Here is a 24,881-nt window from a genome sequence, read left to right as displayed (position 1 = left end):
AATAACTGAAACCACATAGGTTTGTATAGTTATTTATTAAATAGGTGTTAATTATGGTACGAATGGGCAATTTAACAAAAAATGCACAATAAACTCCAAAGGTCTTATAAGGCAAAGCTTTGTGAAAATTAAAATCCCTAAAGCGTTGTTAAACAAAATTTAATTAACGATTTCCTTAACATTATCCCGCTGGCAGCTTTATAGATTTGGACTATTAACCTATCAAAAAAAAAATAGCAAAATGAAAAAGTTTAGAGTATTAGCCTGTACATTATTAGTTACAGGATTTGGTTTAACTTCGTGTAGTAGTGATGATGATACATCAGGAGTAAACAATGAAACGCAAATTGAAGGAACCTATAACCTAACGGCAGTTACCACAGCTGAAGCAACCGATTTTGATGGAGACGGAACTTCTCACAGTGACCAGATGCAGGAAACAGATTGTTACAACGGAAGCAAACTGGTTTTAAATGCAGATAACACTTTTACTTTTGAGAAAAACGGAGTGGTGGTAGATACTACCGAAGGAACTTCCGGTTGTACCAGTGCTACTTATACGGGTACATGGGAGATATTAACCGGATCAGGTAGTGATGTGATTATCAGGGCTACTTATCAGGATAATAATGATGATGATGTAATACTTAACCTTGTAAAAACAGGGAATGAGATTACATATACTAATGATTTTGGAACATACCCAGACAGGGATGAAGATACAGGTGGTGCCATTTTAACATTTGGTGCAGTGGAGTATTTGTATGTGAAGTAATGAAGTTGGATGCACCAAAAAAGGGACGCTTATGCGTCCCTTTTTTTATGTATTAACTTTTTTTTAAGATTGTAATATATTGGTTTTGGGTAACTTAGGTATAGGTATGAGTGTTGAACTTATTCTTACAACCTTTAAAAACCAATTATTATGAAATTAAAACATTACTTAAGCTGCTTTGTTTTGTGCCTTACGCTGGTTTCATACGGGCAAAAGAAACCCAATATCCTCATTATTTGGGGAGACGATGTAGGCATGTGGAATGTTAGTGCTTATCACCGTGGTATGATGGGAGGTACTACGCCTAATATCGATAAGATTGCTAACGATGGTATGATTTTCATGGACCATTATGCCCAGGCATCGTGTACTGCCGGTAGGGCAGCATTTATTACAGGGCAATATCCTATAAGGGTAGGGCTTAGTACTGTGGGGTTACCGGGTTCTCCTATTGGTTTACAAAAAGAAGACCCTACACTTGCCGAACTGCTTAAACCTATGGGGTATGCTACAGGACAGTTTGGTAAAAACCACCTAGGGGACAGGGACGAACATTTACCTACTGCACATGGATTTGATGAGTTTTTTGGTATTCTTTACCATCTTAATGCGGGGGAATATGAAGAAGAGTATGATTTCCCTAAAGACCCTCAGGTAGCAAAACAGTTTGCGCAAAGAGGTGTAATCCATTCGTGGGCTACAGGAAACGGTAAACAAAAAATTGAAGATAAAGGTAAGTTTGGGGCAGAAAGGCAGAAGAACCTTGAATGGGAAATACTGGCAGAGTCCAAACGTTTTATAAAAGATGCGGTTAAAGACGATAAACCGTTTTTCGTGTGGCACAATACTACACGTATGCACTATAAAACAAACCTGAGCGAGAAATATAAAGGTAAAAGCGGTTATGGTATTTATGCCGATGGTATGATGGAACTGGATGATGTTGTTGGCGAGCTGCTGGATCTTTTAAAAGAACTGGGGGTTGAAGATAACACTATCGTAATGTTTGCAACCGATAACGGAGCTGCTTCAAACAGTTGGCCGGATGGTGGTAATCAGCCGTTCCATGGTCAAAAAGGAGTAGGTGGTTATGAAGGAGGTTTCCGTGTTCCTGTTTTAGTTAAATGGCCGGGTGTTATTCCGCCGGGTACCAGTACAGGAGAATTCATGACTATGGAAGACTGGATTCCTACCATTATGTCTCAGCTTGGAAATAAAAACCTGAAGGAGGAACTACTTAAAGGTAAGAAAGTAGGGAATATGACCTATAAGGTACATCTTGATGGCTATGACCAGAGTGATTTGATAATGCAGAAAGGAAAATCCAAACGTAAGGAGTTTTATTATTTTACAGAAACTACTTTACACGGACTACGTTATGGGGATTGGAAGTTTTTATTCAAAACTCAGGACAAATGGTTTAATGCTGTACAAAATGACTTAACCAGTCCTATTATTACCAACCTGAAACTCGATCCGTTTGAGCGTTTTTATGATTCGAGAGGGTTTGATGAATGGCAGGAAAACCGAACATGGACACTAAAGCCTGCTTTAGGACATGTAATGGAATTTATGAAATCGCTGGAAGAATATCCGCCAAGGCAAAAAAGCGAAAGTGTAAAACTGGACGATCTTATGAACACGCTACAGCCTGCACCTAGGTAGGTAGTAGATATACTAAAATAAAAAAGCACGATATATATCGTGCTTTTTTGTTTCTATAAGTAACGTTTTATATAATTTCGGCACTTAAGCCCGCTTCCAGTAGCTGGGTGCATTGTGGCTTTAGTTTATCCAGTTCTCCTGTTTTTACGGTGCATTTACCATTATAGTGAACAATAAGCGAGCATTGTTCTGCCTGTTCCGGCGTATGGTCGCAAACCCTTACAAGAGTGTCTATAACATGGTCAAAAGTGTTTACTTCGTCATTATACAAAACTATTTCGTTGTTTGCCGATACGGCTTCCTCAACTAATACTTCTTCTAATACTTTTTCTTTTGTACTCATATTCAATGTTTTAATTCCGGTTGCTAATTTACGTATTTTAGGGCAACCCAATTATTTTTGTCGAATTTTTTAACAAATTTAAGTCCTTTTTCGGTGCACGAAGCATCGATGGCAGGGATGTCCTCTTCATAAAAACCACTTAAAAGCAGAGTAGCACCTTCGTTAAGGCAGTCCACATACTGTTGCATGTCGTTTAAAAGTATGTTACGGTTAATATTAGCAATTATCACGTCATACTTTTTACCGTTAAGCAGTGAAGCATCGCCTTCATAAACGCTAATGTGTTCACAGTTATTGCGTTCGGCATTTTCAATAGAGTTAAGGTAACACCAGTTATCTATATCAATAGCGTCAATAGGTTTAGCACCGCGCATTTCGGCAAGTATTGCCAGTATTGCAGTACCACAACCCATGTCCAGTGTTTTTTTATTTTCAAGATCGGTTTCGAGCAGGTGCTGTATCATCATAAAAGTCGTTTCATGATGCCCTGTACCAAAACTCATTTTTGGCTCAATTACAATATCATATTGAGCGTTTGTTTTCTCGTGGAAAGGAGCTCTCACATAGCAGGAATTACCTACTTCAATTGGCTCAAAATTCTTCTCCCATTCCTCGTTCCAGTTCACCTGTTCAATCTCTTCAAAAGTATATTCAATTTTAAACTCAGGTGATTTTAAGATGAATATGTCATCAAGAACGTTCTCGTTCCAGTACTGTTTCTGGATATAAGCCGAAAGGCCTTCCTCAGTCTCTATAAAGCTTTCAAAGGGAGTTTCGCCAAGTTCGGCTAATAAAATTTCTGTTCCGGTTTCTTTCGGTTCAACCGAAAAATGATAACCTATATATATGTTTGACATAACTTTAATTTTCCGCAAAGGTAACATTAACATAACATAAGGCAGTGATAATTAATATTAAGTTTGCGCAAACTTTACAAAGGTGCCTTATGGTAGTGAATTAGCGCTAAAATTACCAAATGTTTGCTGATAAAAAAGCAAAATCTGCATTAATGTAAAGTTAAGAAAAACACGAAAAAATACACACGAAACACAGAAATGAAAAAAACATTAATCACACTTTTATTATTTGTAGGTCTTGCGGCTTCGGCACAGGTGACAATCGAAAAGACCAAAAATAATAATGACCTAAAGCTTTCGGCTCTTCCATACTATAGTTATGGTAAGGGAGTAGGTTTAACTACGCCCGATAGTCTTTTCCAGTTTAATATCCGTTTCAGGATGCAAAACAGGATGTCTTATGTAGAATCTGAAGGAGAGAGTACCATTGACGGACAGATTCGTAGGTTAAGGCTTCGTTTTGACGGTTATGTGGGGGATCCTAAATTCCTTTATGCTATTCAGCTTTCATTTGCTCCGGGCGATGTGGGCCAGGCGCACGAAGGTGAAAACGTAAATATTATACGTGATGCGATTGTATTTTACCGTCCTAACAAACACTGGAATATCGGTTTTGGTCAAACAAAACTACCGGGTAACCGCCAGCGTATTAACTCATCGGGAGCGTTACAGTTAACAGACCGTACTATAAACAATGCACGATTTACAATAGACAGGGATTTCGGTTTTCAGGTGCACAACCTAAACGAATACCTTGATAAATTTTCATACAACTTTAAAGGAGCTATAAGTATGGGTGAGGGTAGGAACTCTACCAAAGAACCTGATAACGGACTTGCCTATACAGGTAAAGTAGAGCTTTATCCGTTTGGTGCCTTTAAAAACAACGGAACCTTTTTTGAAGGTGACCTTAAAAGAGAGGACAAACCAAAAGTAATGGTTTCTGGGGCTTACCAGTTTAATAACAAAGCAAGAAAAACACAGGGACAGTTAGGTAACTACCTGTTTGAGAAAAGGGATATGCAGTCGTTACTTTTAGACGCTATGTTTAAGTATGACGGATGGTCGTTCCAAACGGCTTATATGCAAAGAACAGCTAAAGATCCTGTGACTTACAATCCTGATGATATAACCGACTTTAAATATGTGTTTACAGGACACGGACTTGACTATCAGTTAAGCTACCTTTTCCCGTCTGACTATGAGCTTATAGGTCGTTTCTCTACACAAAAGGTACATAAGGATATTGAAACGTTTACACCAAACATTAACCAGTACAGCGTTGGTGTAACAAAATATATTTGGGAGCATACATTTAAAGCCCAAATGGAAGTTTCAATGGACGACCTTAATTACTATAATGGTGATTCAAGACAAATTTGGTTAGTACGTTTTCAGGTAGAAATAGGTATTTAATTAATTGTGTTTACTACTAATAAAAAATCCTGCCCACCGGCAGGATTTTTTTTTGAAAAAAAACACGAAACTACTTAACTGCTACTTAACACTACTTAACTACCAGTTTCTTTACAATGCCTTCGGATGTTTTCACGATATATATACCCGACGTCATTTTTGTTGTATCTATCTTTAATGCCTGTTTGGCAGAATGTATCAGTTTTCCGTTAAGGTCATACACCTCAATATCAGCAGCACGGTTAAAGTAGGCTGTACCATCGGCAACCGGGTTAGGGAATACCACAAAGGTTTTTGGTGCTAAAGTGAAATCACCTGTTCCAAGAGCTTCGGCATTTACCTCATATATACTTAATGTACCGCTTATCTCGTTAGCAATAATCACATAACCTTTTCCGTCAGGGCTGTTGGTTTCACTAATGTAAGTTATACCTTCCGGTCCGTGGTCACCTTCATAAGCTGTAAGGCTACGGCTGTTTTTATAATCTGTAAATTTTACATCGTTAGGGTCGGTTATATCATAAACCATAACACCACCTATACGCTCCAAACCTATAAAGGCAAATGTTCTGTCCTGAATTTGTGCAACTGTTACACCTTCCGGCTCCGGACCTTTAGCACGGCTTCTTCCTTTAAGTTCGTTTTCCTCACTGTCTGAGTTAAACAGGGCACTTATTGAAGCATCTGTAGAAGTATACATTTCAAAATCGTCACCACTATCAAAAACAATTGCTTTAGTATCGGCATTGAATATTGAGAACGAACGTGCACCAAGGCAGTATATCTGTTCGAATTCTGTATCCTCATCAAGATTACCATTTGCATTGGTTACTCTCATACGACCTGCGTTGAAGCTCTTTTTAAGCATTTCTGCCTGTGGGTATGCAGTAGCATCAAGATTGTAGCCACTGTTACCTATTGTTGTTCTTTCCTCAAAGTTGTCGTACTCTTTCTCATCACCTTCGTTTGCAGTGATGATATAGTTTACACCGTTTACATTGTAGTTTGCCACAGCATCAGGAATGTAATATGCCTGTATTGGCCAGTTGGCAATAAGTATTTCATCGTTATTATCAGAAATATCAAAACCATTACCAGGAATGCTAAGGTCTTTAGTACCCAGTGACCATATATCTGCTACAGCGATATTAACAAGATCAATCTCTGCAATTGCATTGTTTTCCTGTAGGGAAACCCATGCCTTTTGAGAATCAGCGCTTGATGTGATATATTCCGGCTCAAGATCCTGAGATAGTGTGCTGCCTGTATATACTTTTCTAACACCTGTTGCTAAAAGTTCAGCTTCCTGAGCGTTATAATCAGTAAAGTAAAGTGTAGTCACGTTAGTTTGTGAAACCGACTCAACTCCGCCAGAGATATCAATAACACTTACCGAACCTTCCGGGTCTACAGAGTAATCGCTTTTTGGCTGACCTTCGTTTGCCGTAAGTACTTTAGTACCATCCGGAGTGAAAGAAATATTATCAGGTAAAGCGCCTACAGTTACCTGAGCGATAAAGGTACCATCGGTATCAAAAAACACTACGCTACCGTCAAGGTGTTCTTCAGCATTTGGAGAAGCTACGGCTACAATACCGTCGTGTACTGCTACACTTGTTACTCCACCATAAGAGTTCATATCTATAGATGATACTACCGATGGGGTAGTAGGGTCTGAAAAATTCACAATGTCAAGGAAACCTGCAGCAGCACTTGTTGTGAATAATCTTTGTGTTTCAGGGTCGTGTACTACAATTTCGCAAGTACTTTCGTTAGTTCCTGAAGGATCAAAACTTCCTATATAGTCAAGCTCAATGCTATGGTTAGGCACAGGAGCCATTCTGTCGTTATCTTTAATATAGATAGTAGTAAAACTATCTCCTGTAATTTCTATACCCACAGGATTTTCCAGGCTAAGTACAAAATACTCGGCAGCCTGTTCTTCAATACTATCATCTGTAATAGCGATTGAGATTACCTGAGTAAGATCGCTAGTGCCTGTAAAGTTCAGGGTTTGAGTAGTAAAGGTAAAGTCGTTTTCATCGGCAGTGCTAAACGGAGCCGCTTTAACCACTAAGTCAACCGAAGCAGTAGCAGGGCCTTCAAGATTAAGTACAAGGTCTAATGTGCCTGCATCTTCGTTTACTACCATAAATGTCTCATCAAAAGATATAAGTGTATTGTATGTAAAAGTGTAAGTGTACTCACATGTCATTACCACATCATTCACATCGGCAATACCATTAACCATAAGAGTGTATTCCATACCGGCTTCAAAAGCAGTAGCATAAGTAAGCGTTACCATGTTACCCTCTGCAACAGCAGTTGTCAGTCCGCTAATACCTGTATAGTTTGTTATTAATGCCGCGCTTGTAGCATTAAGCTCATGGTTGAAAGTAAGTTCAATGGTTGTTGCGTTTACCACAGTTACGTTTTGAACTGTTGGCGAGCTAGGGAAGCCCCATGTAGGCCATTCCTGAGCATCGGTTCCGGCAGCAGCACCCACCCAGTTAGCAGGGTTAAGTATCGCAGCTTTAAGTTCGGCAGGAGTACCTTCCTGAGTACCGTTATAGTAAGCATTAGCAGTATTACCGGCATCATTACCCGGTGCAGTGCTTAAGTTAATTGAGCTTGTACCGTCTGTTAAACCGGCAGGAAGCATAGAGTTGCTACCACCACAGCTTGTATTTTCTGTAAGCCATTGGTTAGACGACATGGCAGTAATGTAGTTTGGAGCTTCTGTAGTACCGGCATAAACAATTACCTGGTCACCGCCGGAGCTTAGTCCGAAATCACCACCTGTTACAGTACCAGTGTTGCTAACAAGGGTAGAGGTTTGTATGGTTATAACCGAACCTGCCGGAACGCAGCTTGTAGCTGTCCATACAACACCGTCGGTACATTGTGGTTGTGCGTTAGTTGTATATTTAGAATCGGTAAGGGTGATAAATGTACCCGCTGCGATATCTACAAAAGTCATAAGGGCTACTTCATCCTCTGTACCGCTGGCATTCATCCTGTAGGCTACAAAAGCCATATCTCCGGCAGTAAACTCTGTTTGTAGAGATATAGTAGTAAAGGTAGAAGACTGTGTTTCGGTTATGGCATTGTCGCTCATATCCTCAATAGTGTTGGCAAGAAGCGCAACATAGTACTGCTGACTGTTTAATAATGCAACAGCAGGAGTGATGGTGATGGTGTTATCGGCAAAGGTAGCATCAAACGGAACTGCTGTTCCCGACTCGTTGTTTAACCTAAGCTCTACTACAGCATCAATATTTGTATTTGTTATAGCAGTGTTATTCGCTAGCCTTACATCCTCATTAAACGAAATGGTAGGTAGGGTAGCTACTGTTATGTTTACCGCATCGTTAGCTGGAGTAATTGTAGCAACCGGAGCAATTGGATCTCCGCCACCTACTACGTTACCTTCGGCAGTGAAGTTATCAAAACGGTTGTTACCGCCTGTACCTCCGTCGCCCTGTTCAAACTCTACTTTAAGTTTAAAGTTAGCATTATCGTTAGCAGCAGTGATTGTTGTAAGGTCTAAAGTAGCTAATGCAGGGTCTCCGTTATTAGGTGCTACTGTGGTAAGTAGGATAAAGGTAGTGCCATCGGTAGAGTAGTACCAGTTTTGTGTACCAGCTCCCGAACCCGAACGGCGGGTAGCAAACTTTACCATTATGTCTTCAAAACCTGTTGTTGGCAGGGCAAATTCAAGCGAACCGCCTATAGGGTCGTTAAAACGAAGGTGAGAACCGGCAACATCGCCGTTTTGTGCATTTAGGTTTTGTACATCAAAATTTTGTCCTGTACCTCCTGAGTAGTCAATTATACTTTCGGTTCCTGCAAATGCAGTTATCGATGCTCCTGTTACATAAGACAGGGATGGGGTTGTGATGGCAGCTTCAGACGCGTTGTCGTTGAAGTTCCAGTAGTGTATAAGGGTTTGTGCTCCTGATAATTGAGATATCAGAGAGAACCCTAATAGCAGCATAAGTTTTGAGAAGTAATTTTTAGACATACGATTTTTTTCTGGTGGTTTGTTATCACGTGCAAAAATCTATGTCAGTTTTTACTTTACCATTAATTGCGGAACAACCTAACATTAAGTTATATCGTTGTAGTGTTTATAAATGGTAAATTTTATGTAAACAAGGTAATGTAAAAGTTAATTGGTAGTGTTTTGATTGTAGTTTTTAATAAAAAAGCGGTAACAATTGTTACCGCTTTTCAAACATGTTTGTTGTGTTTATTATAATATTAGATAGCGTTTACTATAGCAAGGAAGTCGTCAGCTTTAAGCGCTGCACCACCTATAAGTCCGCCGTCAACATCAGGCTTAGAGAAAATCTCCTGAGCGTTGTCCGGCTTTACGCTTCCTCCGTAAAGGATAGAAGTATGTTCAGATACATCGGCACTTACGTTTTCTTTGATAAGCGTCCTGATGAAGTTGTGCATTTCCTGCGCCTGCTCCGGTGAAGCAGTTTCACCTGTACCAATAGCCCATACCGGCTCATAAGCCAATACAACATTAGTCCACTGACTTTCACCAATATGGAATAAACCTTCTCTTAACTGGCTTTCTACCACATTAAAATGGTTTCCGCTTTGTCTGTCGGCAAGTTCTTCACCAAAACAGAAAATGATAGTAAGGTTATGTTTTAAAGCTGTGTTTACTTTTTCGGCTAGTATACTGTTGGTTTCACCAAAGTAAGCCCTTCTTTCAGAGTGACCTAAAATAACAGTGTTTACATCAATACCTTTTAGCATACCTACAGAAATCTCACCTGTAAAAGCACCGCTTTCTGCCTGGTGCATATTTTGTGCTGCTACAATTACATTACTGCCTTTAGTTTGTATTACAGCACTTTGCAGGTTTACAAATGTTGGCGCTACTACAATCTTAGTAGCCGTATCTTGTGGTCTTTTGTTTAAAATGTCGCTTAGCAAAGCTTGGGTTTGCTGGCTGTCATTATTCATTTTCCAGTTACCTGCAACTATTTTTTTTCTCATTATTTCAGTTGTTTTAATATCGATATAAGTTTTTCGTCATCGGCTTCAATAGCCCTGAAAAGTGTTATGTTCCCTTTTTTGTCTACCACCATGTAACGCGGAATCCAGTCCAGTTTAACCGACTCGCTAAAAGCGCCGCCTTTCCATTTTGAACCAATAAGGTAGTTGTCTCCCTGTACATTGTATTTCTCAATGCCTTTTAACCAGGCTTCCTCAGTTCTGTCATACGATAGGAAAAGGTATGTAACATCCGGGAACTGCTTTTGCAGGTCGTGTACCTTTGGCATCCCTTTAATACAGTCAGGGCACCATGATGCCCAAATGTCTATTACTATGGTTTTTCCCTTATGTTTTTCCAGTATCTGCTTAAAGGTAACTTCTGTACCATCGGTCGATTTCATGTTGTCGCTCAATGCCTCTTCACTAAAGCTTGTAGGCGTATTTTGCGCACATGAAAAAAGTCCGAATAAAAACACTGGTAATATCAGTAGTTTTTTCATTTTTTTGTTGTTAAGAGTAACAAATTTACAATAACTGACCGAACAAATATCGTTTAAAAATGAAATATTTGGAAGGATTTAAGCAGGAAAAACTATTATATCGTTTTCGTAAAAAGGGAGTTAGCCCTAACTTAATCGTATTCTTGGATCAAGGTAGGCATAAATAATATCGACAAGGATATTGATAACAACAAAAGTAGCTGCAATTACCAGTACCGATCCCATTATAACCGGAAGATCGAGTGTGTTTAAGGCTTCTACAACTTCCTTACCCAATCCGTTCCATCCGAAAATGTACTCCACAAAAACGGCTCCGGCAAGCATGGAGGCAAACCATCCTGAAATAGCCGTGACTACCGGATTTAGCGCGTTTTTAAGCGCGTGTTTCCTTATAATACGTATTTCGCTTAATCCTTTTGCCCTTGCCGTACGGATATAATCCTGACTGAAAACTTCAAGAAGTGAGTTTCGCATAAGCTGTATTACCACGGCAAGCGGACGTATACCCAAAACTATGGCAGGGAGAATAAGGTTTTTCCATTTTATGTATTTGCCTTCGCCAAAGTCATCTATCTCATAAAGGCTACCGGTCATGTCTAAATGGGTGTATTTATGTAACAGGAAACCAAATACCCAGGCAAATAATATAGCTGCAAAGAAGGAAGGTACGCTCATACCCAGTGTGCTTACAAGGGCAATAAGCCTGTCTATCCAGGTGTCTTTGTAAAGAGCAGAGAGTATACCCAGTATTATCCCTATTATTATGGCAATAATAATGGCAGAAGTTGCCAGTACTACGGTATTAGGTAATGTATCGCCTATAACCTGAGTTACCTTTTTCCCGTTTTTCTGGAAACTTTCCCTTAAGTAGGGTGTTTTCAGTACGGTAGTGGTATTACCTATGGTAAATAGTTTGGCAGCATTGTATTTTCCTTCTGTAAGGTAAGTGTAATCTTTTGGGTTTGTACTGTGAAATGACAGTATGGACAGGTCATTCAAATAATACAGGTACTGCGTAGAAACAGGCTGGTCAAACCCGTACTTCTTTTTGATAATGGCAAGCTGCTCGCTGTTTTCATTTTGGTCCAGCATCATGCGGGCAGGATCGCCGGGTAATACCGTAAACAAAAAGAATATCACTGTAACCACCCCAAAAAGGGTTAACAGTGCATATCCTGTTTTATATAGAAGGTATTTTATCAATTATTTTTGTTAATTATTGGGTAAAGTTTTGAGTAAAGCCATTTTGAAAAATTATATCCGTAATTTATTGTAAGGAACAGTCCTATTATTACCATGAACACCCCATTGTATGTGCTTAAATCATGCTTTGCTATAAATAGGTGATACAAGCCGAGACAAAGTGGTAAAAAACTCAGATATGATTTAAATATTTTCATCTCAAATTTCATTTCTTTTTATTAAAAGCATCTTTAAAAACCCTGAAAATAAAAATTATGGCAAGTACCATAGAGAGTACAAGCAACAACCATCCGAGGACCATCATTACAGTACCCATGGTAGTATCTGTCGATCCTTTACGGGTTAACATGAAACCCAAAAAGTAAAAGAAAGCAATACCTAAAAATGGTTTTAAAGTATTGGGTTTTTTAGGGTTTGACATAGTATTGTGGTATTATGGTAGTGAAACTTCGTCAATATCATTCCAGTGTGCTTTTTGCACTATAGTACCATAGTTTAGTACCACTATACCCGGATTAGCCCTGATAATGGTTTTAAGAGCCGTGGCATCACAAAACATATAATCGAAATTAAGATTAAAGTTAGCTGTTTTGTTAGCAATAACTGTTTCGTCAGATGCGGTTGCACCTACTACTTTGTAACCTCTTTCACCTGCTTTTTTAGCAAAGTCATTCAGCTCTGCAAGTCCGTCGTCACTTGCTTTATCAAGGTTGTATGAAATAATAAGTATTACTTTAGGATCTTCCAGTAACTCGGCAGTATGGTCTACACCGTCTCTTTCAAGAGAGAAATCGTGAATTGGCGGAACATAACCTTCTTTTACAAGTTTATCCATACGGTCTACAAACTCGGCATCAGCAGGAATTTTATCCAGTTCTTTATCGGTAAACTCGGTATCAACACCGTTTACTTTATAAACAAATACCATTTCGTATTCCGACTTAGGAGCACCTTCAGGTACTTCCATACCCTTTTGTATGTTGGTTCCTACTTTATAAGCCCTGAAATCTTTTACAGGCAGGTGGTTAAGTACATAGTAACCAAACCATCCGCAAAATACAAAACTGGCAAGCACTACAGTATTGATTACTTCAGGCTTAGTTATAGGTTTAATAAGGTTTTTGTTGAAAAACAGTATTATTATCAGTACGAGTAGTACTACATCTTTAGTGAACGATTGCCAAGGGGTAAGCTTTAATGCATCGCCAAAACACCCGCAGTCGGTCACTTTATTAAAGTAAGCCGAGTAGAAAGTAAGGAAGGTAAAAAACACTATCATGAGCAGCAGGCTCCACGTGGTAAAACGTGATTTAAAACCAACTAAGAGCATTACGCCCAAAAGGACTTCAAATATCACGACAAACACAGCAATGGCCAGAGCAAACGGAATAAGAAATTCAATGTTAAGTACACCGGCACCAAAGTATTCTTCCAGTTTAAAGGAGAACCCCATAGGGTCGTTTAACTTAATAAGTCCCGATATGATAAATAAGACTCCTACGAGTACCCTGCAAATGTGTGTAAGTATTTTCATGATAGTATGGTATAGTTTTCCTCAAAAATAAAAGATATGTTCCTTCTATTTGTTAATGAGTTGTTATTGGTGTGCTTTCATGTGGATTAAGGCAAAAACCGAATAGTTTATCATGTCCTGATAATTAGCGTCTATCCCTTCAGATACTAAGGTTTTTCCTTTATTGTCTTCAATTTGCTTTACACGAAGTACCTTTTGTAAAATAAGGTCGGTTAGGGAGCTTACCCTCATATCACGCCAAGCCTCACCATAGTCATGATTTTTGGCTTCCATCAGTTCTTTGGTAAGGGCTACCTTTTCGTCATATAGCCTGGTAGCTGCATCTACATCAAGATCGGGCTGTTCGGCAATACCAAGGTCAATTTGAATAAGTGCCATGATGGAATAGTTGATAATCCCAATAAATTCAGAGGCTTCACCTTCGTTTATCTTGCGGGTTTCATTTTCCTGAAGGCTTCTGATGCGTTGTGCCTTAATAAAAATCTGGTCGGTAAGTGAAGGCAGACGTAAAATGCGCCATGCGCTGCCATAATCCTTCATTTTGTTTATGTACAGTTGCCTGCAGTGGGCAATTACGTTGTCGTATTCCTGAGAAGTATTCCTCATTTCGGTGTATATTTGCTTGAAATTTTTTCAAATGTACTAAAAAGCCCCCAACTCCCAAAGGTGCTTTTTTAATAATACCATGTAAATATGACCATCAATTGCAAAGGCAGGCTAATAGATTTGACACAGCCCAAAGTTATGGGGATTTTAAACTGTACACCTGATTCGTTTTTTGACGGAGGGAAGTATAAAGCCGAAACCGAGTTTACCCGACAGGCTGAACGTATTTTGAATGAAGGTGCCGATTTTATTGACATAGGGGCATATTCCACTAAACCTAATGCCGACTTTGTAAGTGAGGAGGAAGAACTGGCACGCATGGTACCTGCTGTGGAGCTGGTTTTAAAGCATTTTCCGGAGGCGGTAATCTCGGTAGATACCTTTAGGGCTAAGGTTGCCAAAGCGGCAGTTGAGGCTGGTGCTGCTATTGTAAATGATATTGCAGCCGGTACTCTGGACGATAAAATGATACAAACGGTAGGCGAACTAAAAGTACCTTACATAATGATGCACATGCGCGGTACTCCGCAGGATATGGTTAAGCTAACCGACTATGATGATATTATAAAGGAAATGCTGTTGTATTTTTCCCAAAAGGTAGCCGAAGCCCGTAGTTATGGTATTGATGATATAGTGATAGATCCCGGATTTGGTTTTGCCAAAACACTACAGCAAAACTACGAAGTACTTAATAAAATGGAACTGTTTAAAATGACCGAGCTGCCTATATTGGCAGGATTGTCCCGAAAGTCCATGATATACAAACTGCTTGGTATCACTCCGCAGGAAGCCTTAAACGGAACTACAGCACTAAACATGGTTGCACTAACAAAAGGTGCTAACATTTTAAGGGTACACGATGTGAAAGAAGCAGTGGAGGTGGTTAAGATGTATTCACAGTTACAGGTTTCGAGTTCCTAGTTTACACGTAACCCGAAACAAATAACCCGTAACCTATTGATGATGATAAGGTTCATTCCTTAAAATAGTAAAGCCTCGGTACAGTTGTTCTATAAAGAAAAGGCGTACCATTTGATGGCTAAATGTCATTGACGATAGCGATACCTTACCCTGAGCCTTACTGTAAACGGCATCTGAAAAACCATAAGGTCCGCCAATAACATATACTAAAGTCTTAATGCCCGAATTCATTTTCTTTTGTAGTTCGTCGGCAAACTTCATACTGGTAAAGGTCTTTCCGTTTTCGTCCAGTAATATAAGCTGATCGGTAGCCGAAAGTTTAGATAGTATAAGTTCGCCCTCTTTTTCCTTTTGCTGTGCCTCGCTCAGGTTTTTTACGTTTTTAATATCGGGGATAATTTCCAGGTCAAACTTTACATAAAACGATAATCTCTTAGTGTAATCGTCTATAAGGGTTTGCAGGGATTTGTTATCGGTTTTGCCTATAGCGAGTAGCTTAATGTTCATAGGGTATTGCTTAAAACAGCAAAGATACAAAGTTAAAAGGAAGCGGTTATTTAGATGAAAAAACTTTTAAGTTGAGTTTTTTCTTCGTTTAAATATGATAATAGGTGTAATAATAATAAGAGTTATTCCTAATAAAATGGATTGATTAATAACACAGTTTTTTGCCATGTAATAATACAGGTCTTTAGGGATTAACGGGTTGGTAATACTTAAGTAAATTTGTATAAGCTGTACTAACAGATATATTACATAGACACCTGTTACTGCTACTATAATGTTTTTGTAGGGTAAATATATGTTTTTCTTTTTTGTAAATATCATTACAAAAGGCAGGGCAAAATCTGTTATTGCAAAAAGCGGATATACATAGGTACTGTTTTCCTTTAGTATTGCTTTAAACAAAAACTTACAAAGCAAATACCCAATAACAATCCCATAAAATAGCAAAAACCACTTCCACGGGTTGTCCTTTTCAGGTTTTATAAATTCCTCTTCGTTAATAAGGTCGTTCATAAAGCGATTAGTTTTTTGACTTGGTTACAGTGTTTATAAAAGCAATAATCAAATGAAGGATTAACGAATCAAAAAATGCAATAAACTGTATAAGCAGTACATTTATAATTATTTCAGATAAAAGAGCTACTATAACCCCAATAAACAAATCGTTACCCAAATAATAACTTATTATTTTTAAAATTATAAACGGCACATAAAAGCAAATAGCTAAGTTAGTGAGTACATGCAACAGTTTAGGGTAAGAAAGTTTTAAGCTGTATTTTTTTGAAAAAATCGCAGCAAACGGCAATAAGATAAATAGTAAAACCGACCAATAACTGGAGAGGTTCACATTTGAGGCTTCATATAAAACATATTCAATTATAATACCTATAAAAGGTAATAAGGCAGCTATTATGTTGAAAGTCTTATATCGATTCCATAAGCTGGGTCCGGAATCTTTAGTAAACTCTTCTTCTTTAATTAAATCTTCCATGTTTTACAATTCAGTTTTTAATGCCTTTTTACGTTTGTGTCTTACAATAAAGAAAATAATAATGAACGACACTGCTCCATAAGCCATTAAAAATAGTAACCCTGTAAAATCTAACCCTCTAAAAAAGTATCCCGGCAGGAGTAGAGAAAAGTCATTTAGCTTAATAGCTTCGCCAATCCTGAGATGCAATACCGTAAAAAACCAGGAGTTAAAAGCCATTAATGCTACGGCGGTAATTAGCGTAGGGTAATCAGTGTGGTAAATAGTTTTCTTTTTACCAAAAACCATTATAAACGGAGAGGTTGTAATAAATACAATCATTGCTGTAGTGGTAATTGTCGTAGTCCTGTAAGGAATAAAATTTACTATGCTTACCACAAGTCCTATTAAAACAAATAAAACTCCATAGCAGGTAATAAACCATTTCCACGGGTTGTATTTTACAGGTTTTACAAAGTCTTGCTCGTTAAGTAGGTTTTGCATTGGTGTGGTTGTTAGAAAAGAGTTATCCTTTTATTGAGAATCGCTTCTTGAACTCAGTTGAATCAGTATTGAATAGGATAGTATAAGTTAAATTACAATTACAAGAAAAAAAGTTTTGTCCAATATGTCTTACTTCAATTTCTGTAATAATATTCTTTTTTAACAAAGCCTTTTCTATAGCCTCAGATGCATAATCTCCTACATTTTTTTTTATCCCTGATTGTAAACTAATAATAATTGAAGGTTTGTCTATAATTATTTTGGATAAATATCTTTTTAAGTTTAGTTTTTGTTCAATATTTCTAAAAGTAAACATTATTTGAGCATCTATTTTTTCTCCTGATAAATAATCATTTCTTACATCTTCTAAATTTGAATAATATTTTTCAGATAATAATGTAGAATCTTTCCAATACCATGGATTTGTTTTTGTTATTAAAATAGTTTCGAAGTAAGGTGATAATAATAAATCTAAATTTAAAACAAACAATATAGGTCCATATTTATTAGGTCGAGAATATTTTGTATGTAAATCTAACGCATCTAAGAAGACATCGTTCCAAACATTATATTTTTTATCCTCTTTATCAGATTTTTGCGGTGTTTGATTTAGATTATTATTCTCAACATAAGCTCTAGATAACAAGCTTTCTTGTTCAATAAAAGTTAAAGAAGTTAAAACAGTATTTGCATGATAAAGATGTTCTATTTTTTTATCCTTAAGTATATGGTATAGTAGTTTACTGGATAAATGATATTTGTTTTCGTCGTTTTCGTCAGGAATGTCTAATGCTAAATCATATGAAAACCGAGATATTTCATCATTATTTAGTGTTAATTTTTCACTGTTAAAGATGTTTTTAGGGTATTCCCAAATTTCATATAAAAACTCAATTTCTTTTCCACATTCACAATTGAAACTTTCTTCCCATGAATGATGGTGTTCTTGCCCCATAGAGCGTTCATTAATATTGGTTTCAAAGTCTGTATTTTCGGAACTATAAATGTAAAGTTTATTACAAGAGCAACGAAAGGAGAGATTTCCTTTTAAAATCATAGAGCAAGGTGTTAATTGGTTAGGTGTTAAAATTAACAAAATTTTTATATTTCCGTCAGTTTTTTACCCTTACGTTACCACTGCAAACATTCCTTTCCATTTCCCGAAAAAAACCACTACTTTAGCAATACTATAATAAATACACATGATTTCGGATATTCAATTTCAAAAAGAACTCGATATAATTATTACCAATGCCATTAGGGAAGATGTTGGTGATGGCGACCACAGCTCGCTTGCCTGTATCCCGGCAACCGCTACCGGGCGTGCTAAACTACTGGTGAAAGATAATGGTATACTGGCGGGGGTAGACTTCGCTAAGCAGGTATTTGCCTATGTAGATCCAAACCTTGAAATAGAGGTGTTTTTACAGGATGGTACACCAGTAAAATATGGCGATGTGGCTTTTCATGTTTCGGGGAGTTCGCAATCCATCTTAAAAGCCGAAAGACTGGTGCTTAACGCCATGCAGCGTATGAGTGCCATTGCTACCAAAACCAAAAAGTATGTAGATATACTGGAGGGTACGGGAACAAAAGTGCTTGATACCCGTAAAACCACTCCGGGAATACGTGCCATTGAAAAATGGGCCGTGAAAATAGGCGGAGGTGAAAATCACCGTTTTGCGCTGTATGATATGGTAATGCTAAAAGATAATCATATTGACTTTGCAGGCGGAATCACTCAGGCAATTACCAAAACGCACGAGTATTTAAAGGCGAATAACCTTGATCTGAAAATCATTGTAGAGGCTCGTGATCTTGATGAGGTTCGTGAAATAATAGCTAATCCGGGTGTGCATCGTATATTGCTGGATAATTTCGATTATAAACAAACCCGTGAGGCGGTAGAGCTTATAGGGAACTATTGCCAAACCGAATCATCCGGAGGAATAAATGAAGATACAATGCGCCATTATGCCGATTGTGGTGTTAACTACATATCATCGGGTGCATTAACTCATTCCATTTATAATTTAGACCTTAGTTTAAAAGCATTTTAATGTCGGTAGAACTGGAACATAAACTGGAGCGTATCCCTGTTCTTAAACATTTGGTAAGGCTTGGTAAAAGTATCAAGCTGCCATGGGGAGAGGGATTAACGCTTTATCACCTTACAGAGCTTTATATATCCGGTATTGTAAAAGGCGATGTGTCTTACCGTGCCGGTGCTATTGCATTCAGCTTTTTTATGTCGCTGTTTCCGTTTGCTCTTTTTATTCTTAACCTTATATCGCAAATTCCAATAGAGGGTTTTAGGGACGACTTTATGGATTTTGTTAGGGAAAACGTACCGCCTAATACCTATAGTGCTGTTGAGTCCATACTGGAAGATATTATGCAAAACAGTTACAGTAGCCTGCTTTCTACAGGTATCCTCTTGGCTATACTGCTTATGTCAAACGGAATGAACGCTATATTAAGCGGATTTCAGTCGTCACTGCACATTACCATTAAGCGTAGTTTCTTTAGGCAGTATGCCCTTGCTATAGGGTTGTCGCTCGTGCTTTCCACAATACTTTTAGTAACCGTAGCAGCAATTGTTATCCTTCAGGTAATTATAGCACAGCTTAAAAGCAGAGGGTTACTAAGTGACGATGTGATATATCTTGAAATAGGTAAATATATCTTCCTGGTACTTATGGTGCTAACCATTACTTCTATGCTGTTTAAGTTTGCTGCAAAAGAAACCAAAGGAGCCGCCTTTTTTAGTTATGGTTCGGTATTTACTACCATATTGTTCGTTATAACCTCTTATGTATTTGGTATTTATGTGCTTAGGTTTGCCCAGTACAATCAGCTGTATGGAGCAATTGGTACGCTTCTTGTACTTATGCTGTATATATGGATTAACTGTTTCATTCTTTTATTAGGATTCGAATTAAATGCGTTAATTCATAAATTAAAAAGGAAAAATTTATATATTTAGTAAAAATTAAACGTGTTTTTTATGAAGAAGTACTTTTTAACAGTATTGTTTGTTGCTATTGCCGGAATATTTTCGGCTGGTGCTCAGGTAACCGGAAAGTGGAAAACCATTGACGATGAAACCGGTGAAGAAAAATCTATCGTTGAGATTTATGAAAAAGACGGTAAGGTTTACGGTAAAGTGGTAGAGATACTTAACCCGGCTAAAAAAGATGCCAAGTGTACAAAGTGTAAAGGCAGTGATAAAGACAAGCCAATACTTGGACTTGTAATCATAAAAGGATTAGAGAAAGACGGTGATGAATATACCGATGGCGATATTCTGGACCCAAATAAAGGTAAAACATACAGTTGTACTATTAAGCTTGACGGAAAAGATAAACTTGATGTAAGAGGGTATCTTGGATTTTCATTCATAGGTCGTTCTCAAACGTGGCACAGGGTAAAATAATATTGAAAACAAATACAATAAAAAAACACTCCATAACGGAGTGTTTTTTTATTGTATTTGTTTTGTTTCATCTGTAAATGAAGCTGAATTTGTTCTTCTGATGCGGAGTGAGGAATCTCAATACCGGAAGCCTTAAATATATACCCAGTTGTTTTATATTTGTATTCAAATCTAATTATAAGCCTGTATGCCCTTTTTTATAGAAGTAATTTTACCATTATCTCTGCCTAAACCTTTTACCTATGCCATAAACGAGGCTGAGTATGGTTTTATTAAAAAAGGGATGCGTGTGGCGATTCCGTTTGGACGTAATAAGATTTATACCGGACTGGTGACCGACCTACACCAAAATCCGCCACAGTTATATCAGGCAAAAGAAATCCACCAGATACTGGATGATTTTCCTATTGTTACCGAAACCCAGCTAAAGCACTGGGACTGGATAGCTTCTTACTACATGTGCAATATAGGTGATGTATATAAGTCGGCTATGCCAAGCGGTTTCCTTTTGGAGAGTGAAACGCTTATTACTTCTAAAAAAGATTTTGATGTTAGTGATACCCAACTTTCTGACGACGAATACCTGGTGTATGAAGCGCTGCAAAAACAATCGGCATTAAAAGTGCAGGAGGTGTCGGCTATCCTTAATAAAAAAACAACGCTTCCGGTAATCAATAAGCTGATTGCTAAAAATGCTATTTCACTACAGGAAGAGATCAACGAAAAGTACAAGCCTAAAACCATCCGCTATATCAGGATGCCACAGGAACTTTTGCAGCAGGATCAGTTAAGCGGACTGATGGAGTTGTTGTCGCGTTCCCAAAAACAAAGGGATGCTGTGATGTATTACTTCCAGTTGCAGGCAAGAGATAAAAAACCGATAAGCAAAAAACAGTTTACCGAGGAGTCGGGTACATCGGTAGCAGTAATAAAATCATTGGTTGATAAAGGTGTTTTTGAGGAATATATTCTTGAAGAAGACCGTATTCAGTTTGAGAAAGACGATAATTCGGGCTTTCAGCTGAGTGACAGGCAACAGGAAGCTTTTGAGTTGGTTAAACAAAGTTTTGATACCTATAAGGTAACATTGCTGCATGGTATCACCTCCAGCGGTAAAACTGAAATATATATTAAACTCATTGAAGAGTTTATAAAAAGCGGTAAGCAGGTGTTGTATCTGTTACCCGAAATTGCACTTACAACCCAGCTGGTAGTAAGGCTAACAGCTTACTTTGGTAATCAGGTAGCGGTATTTCATTCCAAATACTCCAATAACGAACGTATAGAAACCTGGCAACAGGTGCTTGAAGATTCTGAGAAAGCCCGTGTAATAATAGGTGCGAGATCGGCCTTATTCCTGCCGTTTAATGACCTTGGGCTTATAGTGATAGATGAGGAGCATGAGCAAACGTTTAAACAACAGGATCCGGCACCGCGCTATCATGCTCGCGATGCTGCTATCATGCTTGCAGGTATGTATGATGCTAAAGTGTTGCTGGGTTCGGCTACTCCCGGTATAGAAACCTATTACAATGCCACTGGAGGTAAGTATGGTTATGTACAGCTAACCGAACGTTACGGTAAAGTGTTACCGCCCGAAATAGTTTTGGTAGATATTAAGGATAAGTACAAACGTAAGCGCATGACGGGGCATTTTAGTGATACCCTTAATGAGGCTATTGCCGAAGCACTTAGTGAGGGCAGGCAGGTTATACTTTTCCAGAACAGGAGGGGGTATTCCCCGTGGGTGGAATGTATGACATGCGGACACGTACCGCAATGCCCCCAGTGTGATGTGAGTTTAACCTACTATAAGTTTAAAAACCAGTTGCGTTGCCATTACTGCGGTTATAATATTGCTAACCCTACACACTGCCATCAGTGCCATTCAACAGATTTGTCTACTAAAGGTTTCGGTACAGAGCAGATTGAAATGGAGCTGAAAGGTTTATTCCCTACAAAAAATATATGGCGAATGGATCAGGATACGACGCGTGGTAAATTTGGTTATGAAAAAATAATAGATGCCTTTAAGAACAGGGAGATAGATATACTGGTGGGTACCCAAATGCTTGCTAAAGGACTTCACTTTGATAATGTAAGCCTTGTAGGGATACTAAATGCTGATAATATGCTGTATCAGCCTGACTTCCGTGCATTTGAAAGAGCTTACCAGATGATGGTACAGGTTGCCGGCAGGGCAGGGCGTAAGGATGTAAGGGGAAAGGTGCTTATACAAACCTATAATCCGTTGCATAATATAATTCAGCAGGTAACAAATAATGATTACCCTGCCATGTATAAAGAGCAGGTGTATGAAAGGCATAACTTTAAATATCCGCCGTTTTACAGGTTAATAAGGTTAACCTTAAAGCAAAGGGATTATGAAAAATTAAAAAATGGGGCATTGTGGCTGTATAATGTATTGTCGCAAAACCTTAATATCCCGGTATTGGGGCCCGAGGAGCCTGCTATAAGCAGAATAAGGAATGAGTATATACGTACTATAATGATAAAATTGCCACAGGGTAATTCAATTGGGGGCACCAAAAGAGCAATAGTAAAAATCCTGGACAGTTTTGACGCAATACCTCAGTATAAATCAATAAGGGTTTCGGTTAACGTAGATCCTTATTAAGAAGAAGCCTTGTTAAGGGCTTTAGCCAGTTCTTCTTTTTTATTCCTGCTTAGTGGTATTTTCACAGGGCCTATTTCGGCAAATTTACTGTTAAAGCGTTCTACACGGTCAATGTTTATAATGAATGACTTGTGTACACGCATAAACTTGTCGTCAGGCAGTTCGTTTTCAAAAGATTTCATGGTCGATAGTACAAGGTGGTTTTCCTCTTCGGTAATAATCTTTACATAGTCACCATAGGCTTCAATCCATTTAATTTTGGAAATAAATATCTTGAAGTTTTTAAGGTTACTTTTAATAAAGATAAACTCCCCGTCGTCTTCCGTGTTTTCTTTTTTAAGGCTTTGCAGGTCGAGTGCTTTTTGTACTGCCTTATTAAAACGGTCTTTGGTTATGGGTTTATGCAAATAATCGATAGCAGCATAGTCGAAAGCCTTAAGGGCATAGTCTGACTTGGAGGACACCACAATAATCTGCGGTCTTTTTTTAAGTCCGTCCAGCAAATCAAACCCGCTTTGTACCGGCATTTCAATGTCCAGGAACAAAAGGTCAACAGGCTTGGTTAGAATACAATTCCGTGTTTCCGATGCATTAGAGAAATCACCTACCAGGTTAAGATCCGGGTGATCGTTTACGAGCTTGGCAATCGTGATCCTATGAATTGTGCTATCGTCAACAACAACACAGTTTAGTTTCATGATTCAATTAGGTTTGTAACGTTTAGCAATGTTTTTTGGTTTTTTAGTTTGGATAAATACAAATATAGATAAAAAATCTACTTTTTAACTTTTAAAAAACTAATTTTTGTGCTTGCAGGATAAATATTATTGACTAAATTTGCACCCAATTTTATAACATACTAATATATTGTATTATGAATCATTATGAAACTGTTTTCATCTTGAATCCCGTTTTATCTGAAACTCAGGTAAAGGAAACAGTAAGTAAGTTCGAAGATTATCTTACTTCTAAAGGGGCCGAGATCGTAGCAAAAGAAGACTGGGGTCTTAAAAAATTAGCTTACGAAATTCAACACAAGAAAAGTGGTTTTTACCACCTGCTTGAGTTCAAAGCATCAGGAGATATCTTAATCGGTCTTGAGACTGAGTACAGACGTGACGAGAGAATCATGCGTTTCCTTACTGTAGCTTTAGACAAGCACGCTATTTCATGGGCAGAAAGAAGAAGAGAGAAACTAAAAACTAAAGCAAACTAATTATGTCAAGTATAGAACAGTCAGCTAAGGGAAAAAAAGACGGAGATATCAGATATCTAACGCCTTTAAACATAGAGACGAACAAGACTAAAAAGTATTGCCGTTTCAAAAAATCAGGAATCAAATATATTGATTATAAAGATCCTGACTTTTTATTGAAATTCGTTAACGAGCAAGGTAAAATTCTTCCTCGCCGTTTAACAGGTACTTCTTTAAAATACCAAAGAAAAGTGTCTGTTGCAGTTAAAAGAGCACGTCATTTAGCATTAATGCCATATGTGGCTGATTTATTAAAATAAAAAAGAGGCAGTATTATGGAACTTATACTTAAACAAGACGTACAAAACTTAGGTTTTAAAGATGATGTTGTAACAGTTAAGCCAGGATATGGTCGTAACTATTTAATACCTCAAGGTTTTGCAATTGTTGCAACTCCTACAGCTAAAAAAGTTTTAGCTGAGAACCTAAAACAAAGAGCATTTAAAGAGCAAAAATTAGTAGACGACGCTAAGAAAATCGCTGAGGCTATTAAAGCTCTTGAGATAAAAATTACTGCTAAAGCAGGTGGTGAGAAACTATTTGGTTCTGTAACCAATGCAGATATCGCTGAAGCTTTAGAGAAAAACGGTCAGGCTATTGAGAAGAAATTCATCAACAGTGGTATCGTTAAGCGTGTAGGTAAATACACTGCATCTGTAAGATTACACAGAGAAGTAATTATTGAGCTTCCTTACGAAATCGTAGCTGAGGTACAATAATTATTAAAATTATACC

General features: G+C 37.9%; 26 protein-coding genes. 11 read left to right on the top strand and 15 right to left on the bottom strand.

What is annotated here, in order from left to right:
- Positions 1 to 241 precede the first annotated feature (241 nt).
- Positions 242 to 775 carry a hypothetical protein gene (locus Q763_RS07855; protein WP_035132940.1) on the top strand — a complete coding sequence of 178 codons (534 nt, stop codon included), beginning with the start codon at positions 242 to 244 and terminating at the stop codon, positions 773 to 775.
- A gap of 150 nt (positions 776 to 925) precedes the next feature.
- Positions 926 to 2,440, top strand: a complete 1,515-nt coding sequence (locus Q763_RS07850; protein ID WP_084596033.1) for an arylsulfatase — start codon at positions 926 to 928, stop codon at positions 2,438 to 2,440.
- A gap of 67 nt (positions 2,441 to 2,507) precedes the next feature.
- On the opposite strand, the gene Q763_RS07845 is transcribed toward Q763_RS07850, so the two are convergent.
- Entirely contained in the window at positions 2,508 to 2,783 is a 276-nt protein-coding gene (locus Q763_RS07845) for an ATP-dependent Clp protease adaptor ClpS (RefSeq protein WP_035132939.1), read from the bottom strand.
- A gap of 23 nt (positions 2,784 to 2,806) precedes the next feature.
- Entirely contained in the window at positions 2,807 to 3,640 is an 834-nt protein-coding gene (gene prmA, locus Q763_RS07840; protein WP_035132937.1) for a 50S ribosomal protein L11 methyltransferase, read from the bottom strand.
- Positions 3,641 to 3,838: 198 nt separating this feature from the next.
- On the opposite strand from prmA, the gene Q763_RS07835 reads away from it, so the two are divergent.
- Positions 3,839 to 5,056, top strand: coding sequence for a porin (locus tag Q763_RS07835; RefSeq protein ID WP_035132935.1), 1,218 nt, complete (start codon positions 3,839 to 3,841; stop codon positions 5,054 to 5,056).
- A gap of 91 nt (positions 5,057 to 5,147) precedes the next feature.
- Here the strand turns inward: Q763_RS07835 and Q763_RS17450 are convergent, their stop codons facing one another.
- The 7 genes from Q763_RS17450 to Q763_RS07795 form a co-directional block, all read right to left on the bottom strand.
- Positions 5,148 to 9,080: a choice-of-anchor I family protein gene (locus Q763_RS17450; RefSeq protein WP_052123307.1), complete on the bottom strand. Its 3,933-nt coding sequence runs from the start codon at positions 9,078 to 9,080 to the stop codon at positions 5,148 to 5,150.
- A 239-nt stretch (positions 9,081 to 9,319) separates the two neighbouring features.
- Entirely contained in the window at positions 9,320 to 10,072 is a 753-nt protein-coding gene (tpiA, locus tag Q763_RS07820) for a triose-phosphate isomerase (protein WP_035132933.1), read from the bottom strand.
- Positions 10,072 to 10,572 carry a TlpA family protein disulfide reductase gene (locus tag Q763_RS07815; RefSeq protein WP_035132931.1) on the bottom strand — a complete coding sequence of 167 codons (501 nt, stop codon included), beginning with the start codon at positions 10,570 to 10,572 and terminating at the stop codon, positions 10,072 to 10,074. Before Q763_RS07815 ends, tpiA begins: the two co-directional genes overlap by 1 nt.
- Before the next feature lie 126 nt (positions 10,573 to 10,698).
- Positions 10,699 to 11,775: an ABC transporter permease gene (locus Q763_RS07810; protein WP_035132929.1), complete on the bottom strand. Its 1,077-nt coding sequence runs from the start codon at positions 11,773 to 11,775 to the stop codon at positions 10,699 to 10,701.
- Positions 11,776 to 11,980: 205 nt separating this feature from the next.
- Entirely contained in the window at positions 11,981 to 12,196 is a 216-nt protein-coding gene (locus tag Q763_RS07805) for a hypothetical protein (RefSeq protein ID WP_035132927.1), read from the bottom strand.
- A gap of 12 nt (positions 12,197 to 12,208) precedes the next feature.
- On the bottom strand, positions 12,209 to 13,309 hold the full coding sequence (locus Q763_RS07800) for a BT_3928 family protein (protein ID WP_035132925.1): 1,101 nt from the start codon (positions 13,307 to 13,309) through the stop codon (positions 12,209 to 12,211).
- Between the two features lie 63 nt (positions 13,310 to 13,372).
- Positions 13,373 to 13,915, bottom strand: coding sequence for a DUF1599 domain-containing protein (locus Q763_RS07795; RefSeq protein ID WP_035132923.1), 543 nt, complete (start codon positions 13,913 to 13,915; stop codon positions 13,373 to 13,375).
- An 87-nt stretch (positions 13,916 to 14,002) separates the two neighbouring features.
- Between Q763_RS07795 and folP the strand changes: the two genes are divergently transcribed.
- A complete protein-coding gene (gene folP / locus Q763_RS07790; protein WP_035132921.1) occupies positions 14,003 to 14,836 on the top strand; it encodes a dihydropteroate synthase in 834 nt (277 codons plus the stop codon).
- 33 nt (positions 14,837 to 14,869) lie between these two features.
- Here folP and rlmH read toward each other — a convergent pair whose 3' ends face one another.
- The 5 genes from rlmH to Q763_RS07765 all read right to left on the bottom strand — a co-directional run bounded on the left by rlmH (position 14,870) and on the right by Q763_RS07765 (position 17,874).
- A complete protein-coding gene (gene rlmH, locus Q763_RS07785; protein ID WP_035132919.1) occupies positions 14,870 to 15,343 on the bottom strand; it encodes a 23S rRNA (pseudouridine(1915)-N(3))-methyltransferase RlmH in 474 nt (157 codons plus the stop codon).
- A 66-nt stretch (positions 15,344 to 15,409) separates the two neighbouring features.
- Positions 15,410 to 15,856 (bottom strand): hypothetical protein, encoded by a 447-nt coding sequence (locus Q763_RS07780; protein WP_035132917.1) that lies wholly within the window; start codon positions 15,854 to 15,856, stop codon positions 15,410 to 15,412.
- A gap of 7 nt (positions 15,857 to 15,863) precedes the next feature.
- Positions 15,864 to 16,334, bottom strand: a complete 471-nt coding sequence (locus tag Q763_RS07775) for a hypothetical protein (protein ID WP_035132915.1) — start codon at positions 16,332 to 16,334, stop codon at positions 15,864 to 15,866.
- A gap of 3 nt (positions 16,335 to 16,337) precedes the next feature.
- Positions 16,338 to 16,817, bottom strand: coding sequence for a hypothetical protein (locus tag Q763_RS07770; RefSeq protein ID WP_035132914.1), 480 nt, complete (start codon positions 16,815 to 16,817; stop codon positions 16,338 to 16,340).
- 22 nt (positions 16,818 to 16,839) lie between these two features.
- Positions 16,840 to 17,874 (bottom strand): hypothetical protein, encoded by a 1,035-nt coding sequence (locus tag Q763_RS07765; RefSeq protein WP_157499382.1) that lies wholly within the window; start codon positions 17,872 to 17,874, stop codon positions 16,840 to 16,842.
- Between the two features lie 145 nt (positions 17,875 to 18,019).
- Here Q763_RS07765 and nadC point away from each other — a divergent pair, with 145 nt between their 5' ends.
- The 4 genes from nadC (at position 18,020) to priA (ending at position 22,891) form a co-directional block, all read left to right on the top strand.
- Positions 18,020 to 18,877, top strand: a complete 858-nt coding sequence (gene nadC / locus Q763_RS07760) for a carboxylating nicotinate-nucleotide diphosphorylase (protein ID WP_035132910.1) — start codon at positions 18,020 to 18,022, stop codon at positions 18,875 to 18,877.
- A complete protein-coding gene (locus tag Q763_RS07755; protein ID WP_035132908.1) occupies positions 18,877 to 19,803 on the top strand; it encodes a YihY/virulence factor BrkB family protein in 927 nt (308 codons plus the stop codon). Before nadC ends, Q763_RS07755 begins: the two co-directional genes overlap by 1 nt.
- A gap of 21 nt (positions 19,804 to 19,824) precedes the next feature.
- Positions 19,825 to 20,253 (top strand): DUF2147 domain-containing protein, encoded by a 429-nt coding sequence (locus Q763_RS07750; RefSeq protein ID WP_035132906.1) that lies wholly within the window; start codon positions 19,825 to 19,827, stop codon positions 20,251 to 20,253.
- Between the two features lie 187 nt (positions 20,254 to 20,440).
- Entirely contained in the window at positions 20,441 to 22,891 is a 2,451-nt protein-coding gene (gene priA, locus Q763_RS07745; protein ID WP_035132904.1) for a replication restart helicase PriA, read from the top strand.
- On the opposite strand, the gene Q763_RS07740 is transcribed toward priA, so the two are convergent.
- Complete coding sequence (locus Q763_RS07740) at positions 22,888 to 23,589, bottom strand: LytR/AlgR family response regulator transcription factor (RefSeq protein ID WP_035132898.1); 702 nt, start codon at positions 23,587 to 23,589, stop codon at positions 22,888 to 22,890. The genes priA and Q763_RS07740 overlap by 4 nt on opposite strands.
- A 176-nt stretch (positions 23,590 to 23,765) precedes the next feature.
- On the opposite strand from Q763_RS07740, the gene rpsF reads away from it, so the two are divergent.
- The 3 genes from rpsF to rplI are packed head-to-tail and all read left to right on the top strand — an operon-like array spanning position 23,766 to position 24,865.
- Positions 23,766 to 24,107 carry a 30S ribosomal protein S6 gene (gene rpsF, locus Q763_RS07735; protein ID WP_035132896.1) on the top strand — a complete coding sequence of 114 codons (342 nt, stop codon included), beginning with the start codon at positions 23,766 to 23,768 and terminating at the stop codon, positions 24,105 to 24,107.
- Positions 24,108 to 24,109: 2 nt separating this feature from the next.
- Entirely contained in the window at positions 24,110 to 24,406 is a 297-nt protein-coding gene (gene rpsR / locus Q763_RS07730; protein ID WP_035132889.1) for a 30S ribosomal protein S18, read from the top strand.
- A 15-nt stretch (positions 24,407 to 24,421) separates the two neighbouring features.
- Positions 24,422 to 24,865 carry a 50S ribosomal protein L9 gene (gene rplI, locus Q763_RS07725; protein ID WP_035132887.1) on the top strand — a complete coding sequence of 148 codons (444 nt, stop codon included), beginning with the start codon at positions 24,422 to 24,424 and terminating at the stop codon, positions 24,863 to 24,865.
- Positions 24,866 to 24,881 lie beyond the last annotated feature (16 nt).

Origin of the sequence: Flavobacterium beibuense F44-8, from assembly GCF_000769915.1 — a bacterium.
Lineage (GTDB): Bacteria > Bacteroidota > Bacteroidia > Flavobacteriales > Flavobacteriaceae > Flavobacterium > Flavobacterium beibuense.
This window is presented reverse-complemented; position numbering and strand designations above follow the sequence as displayed.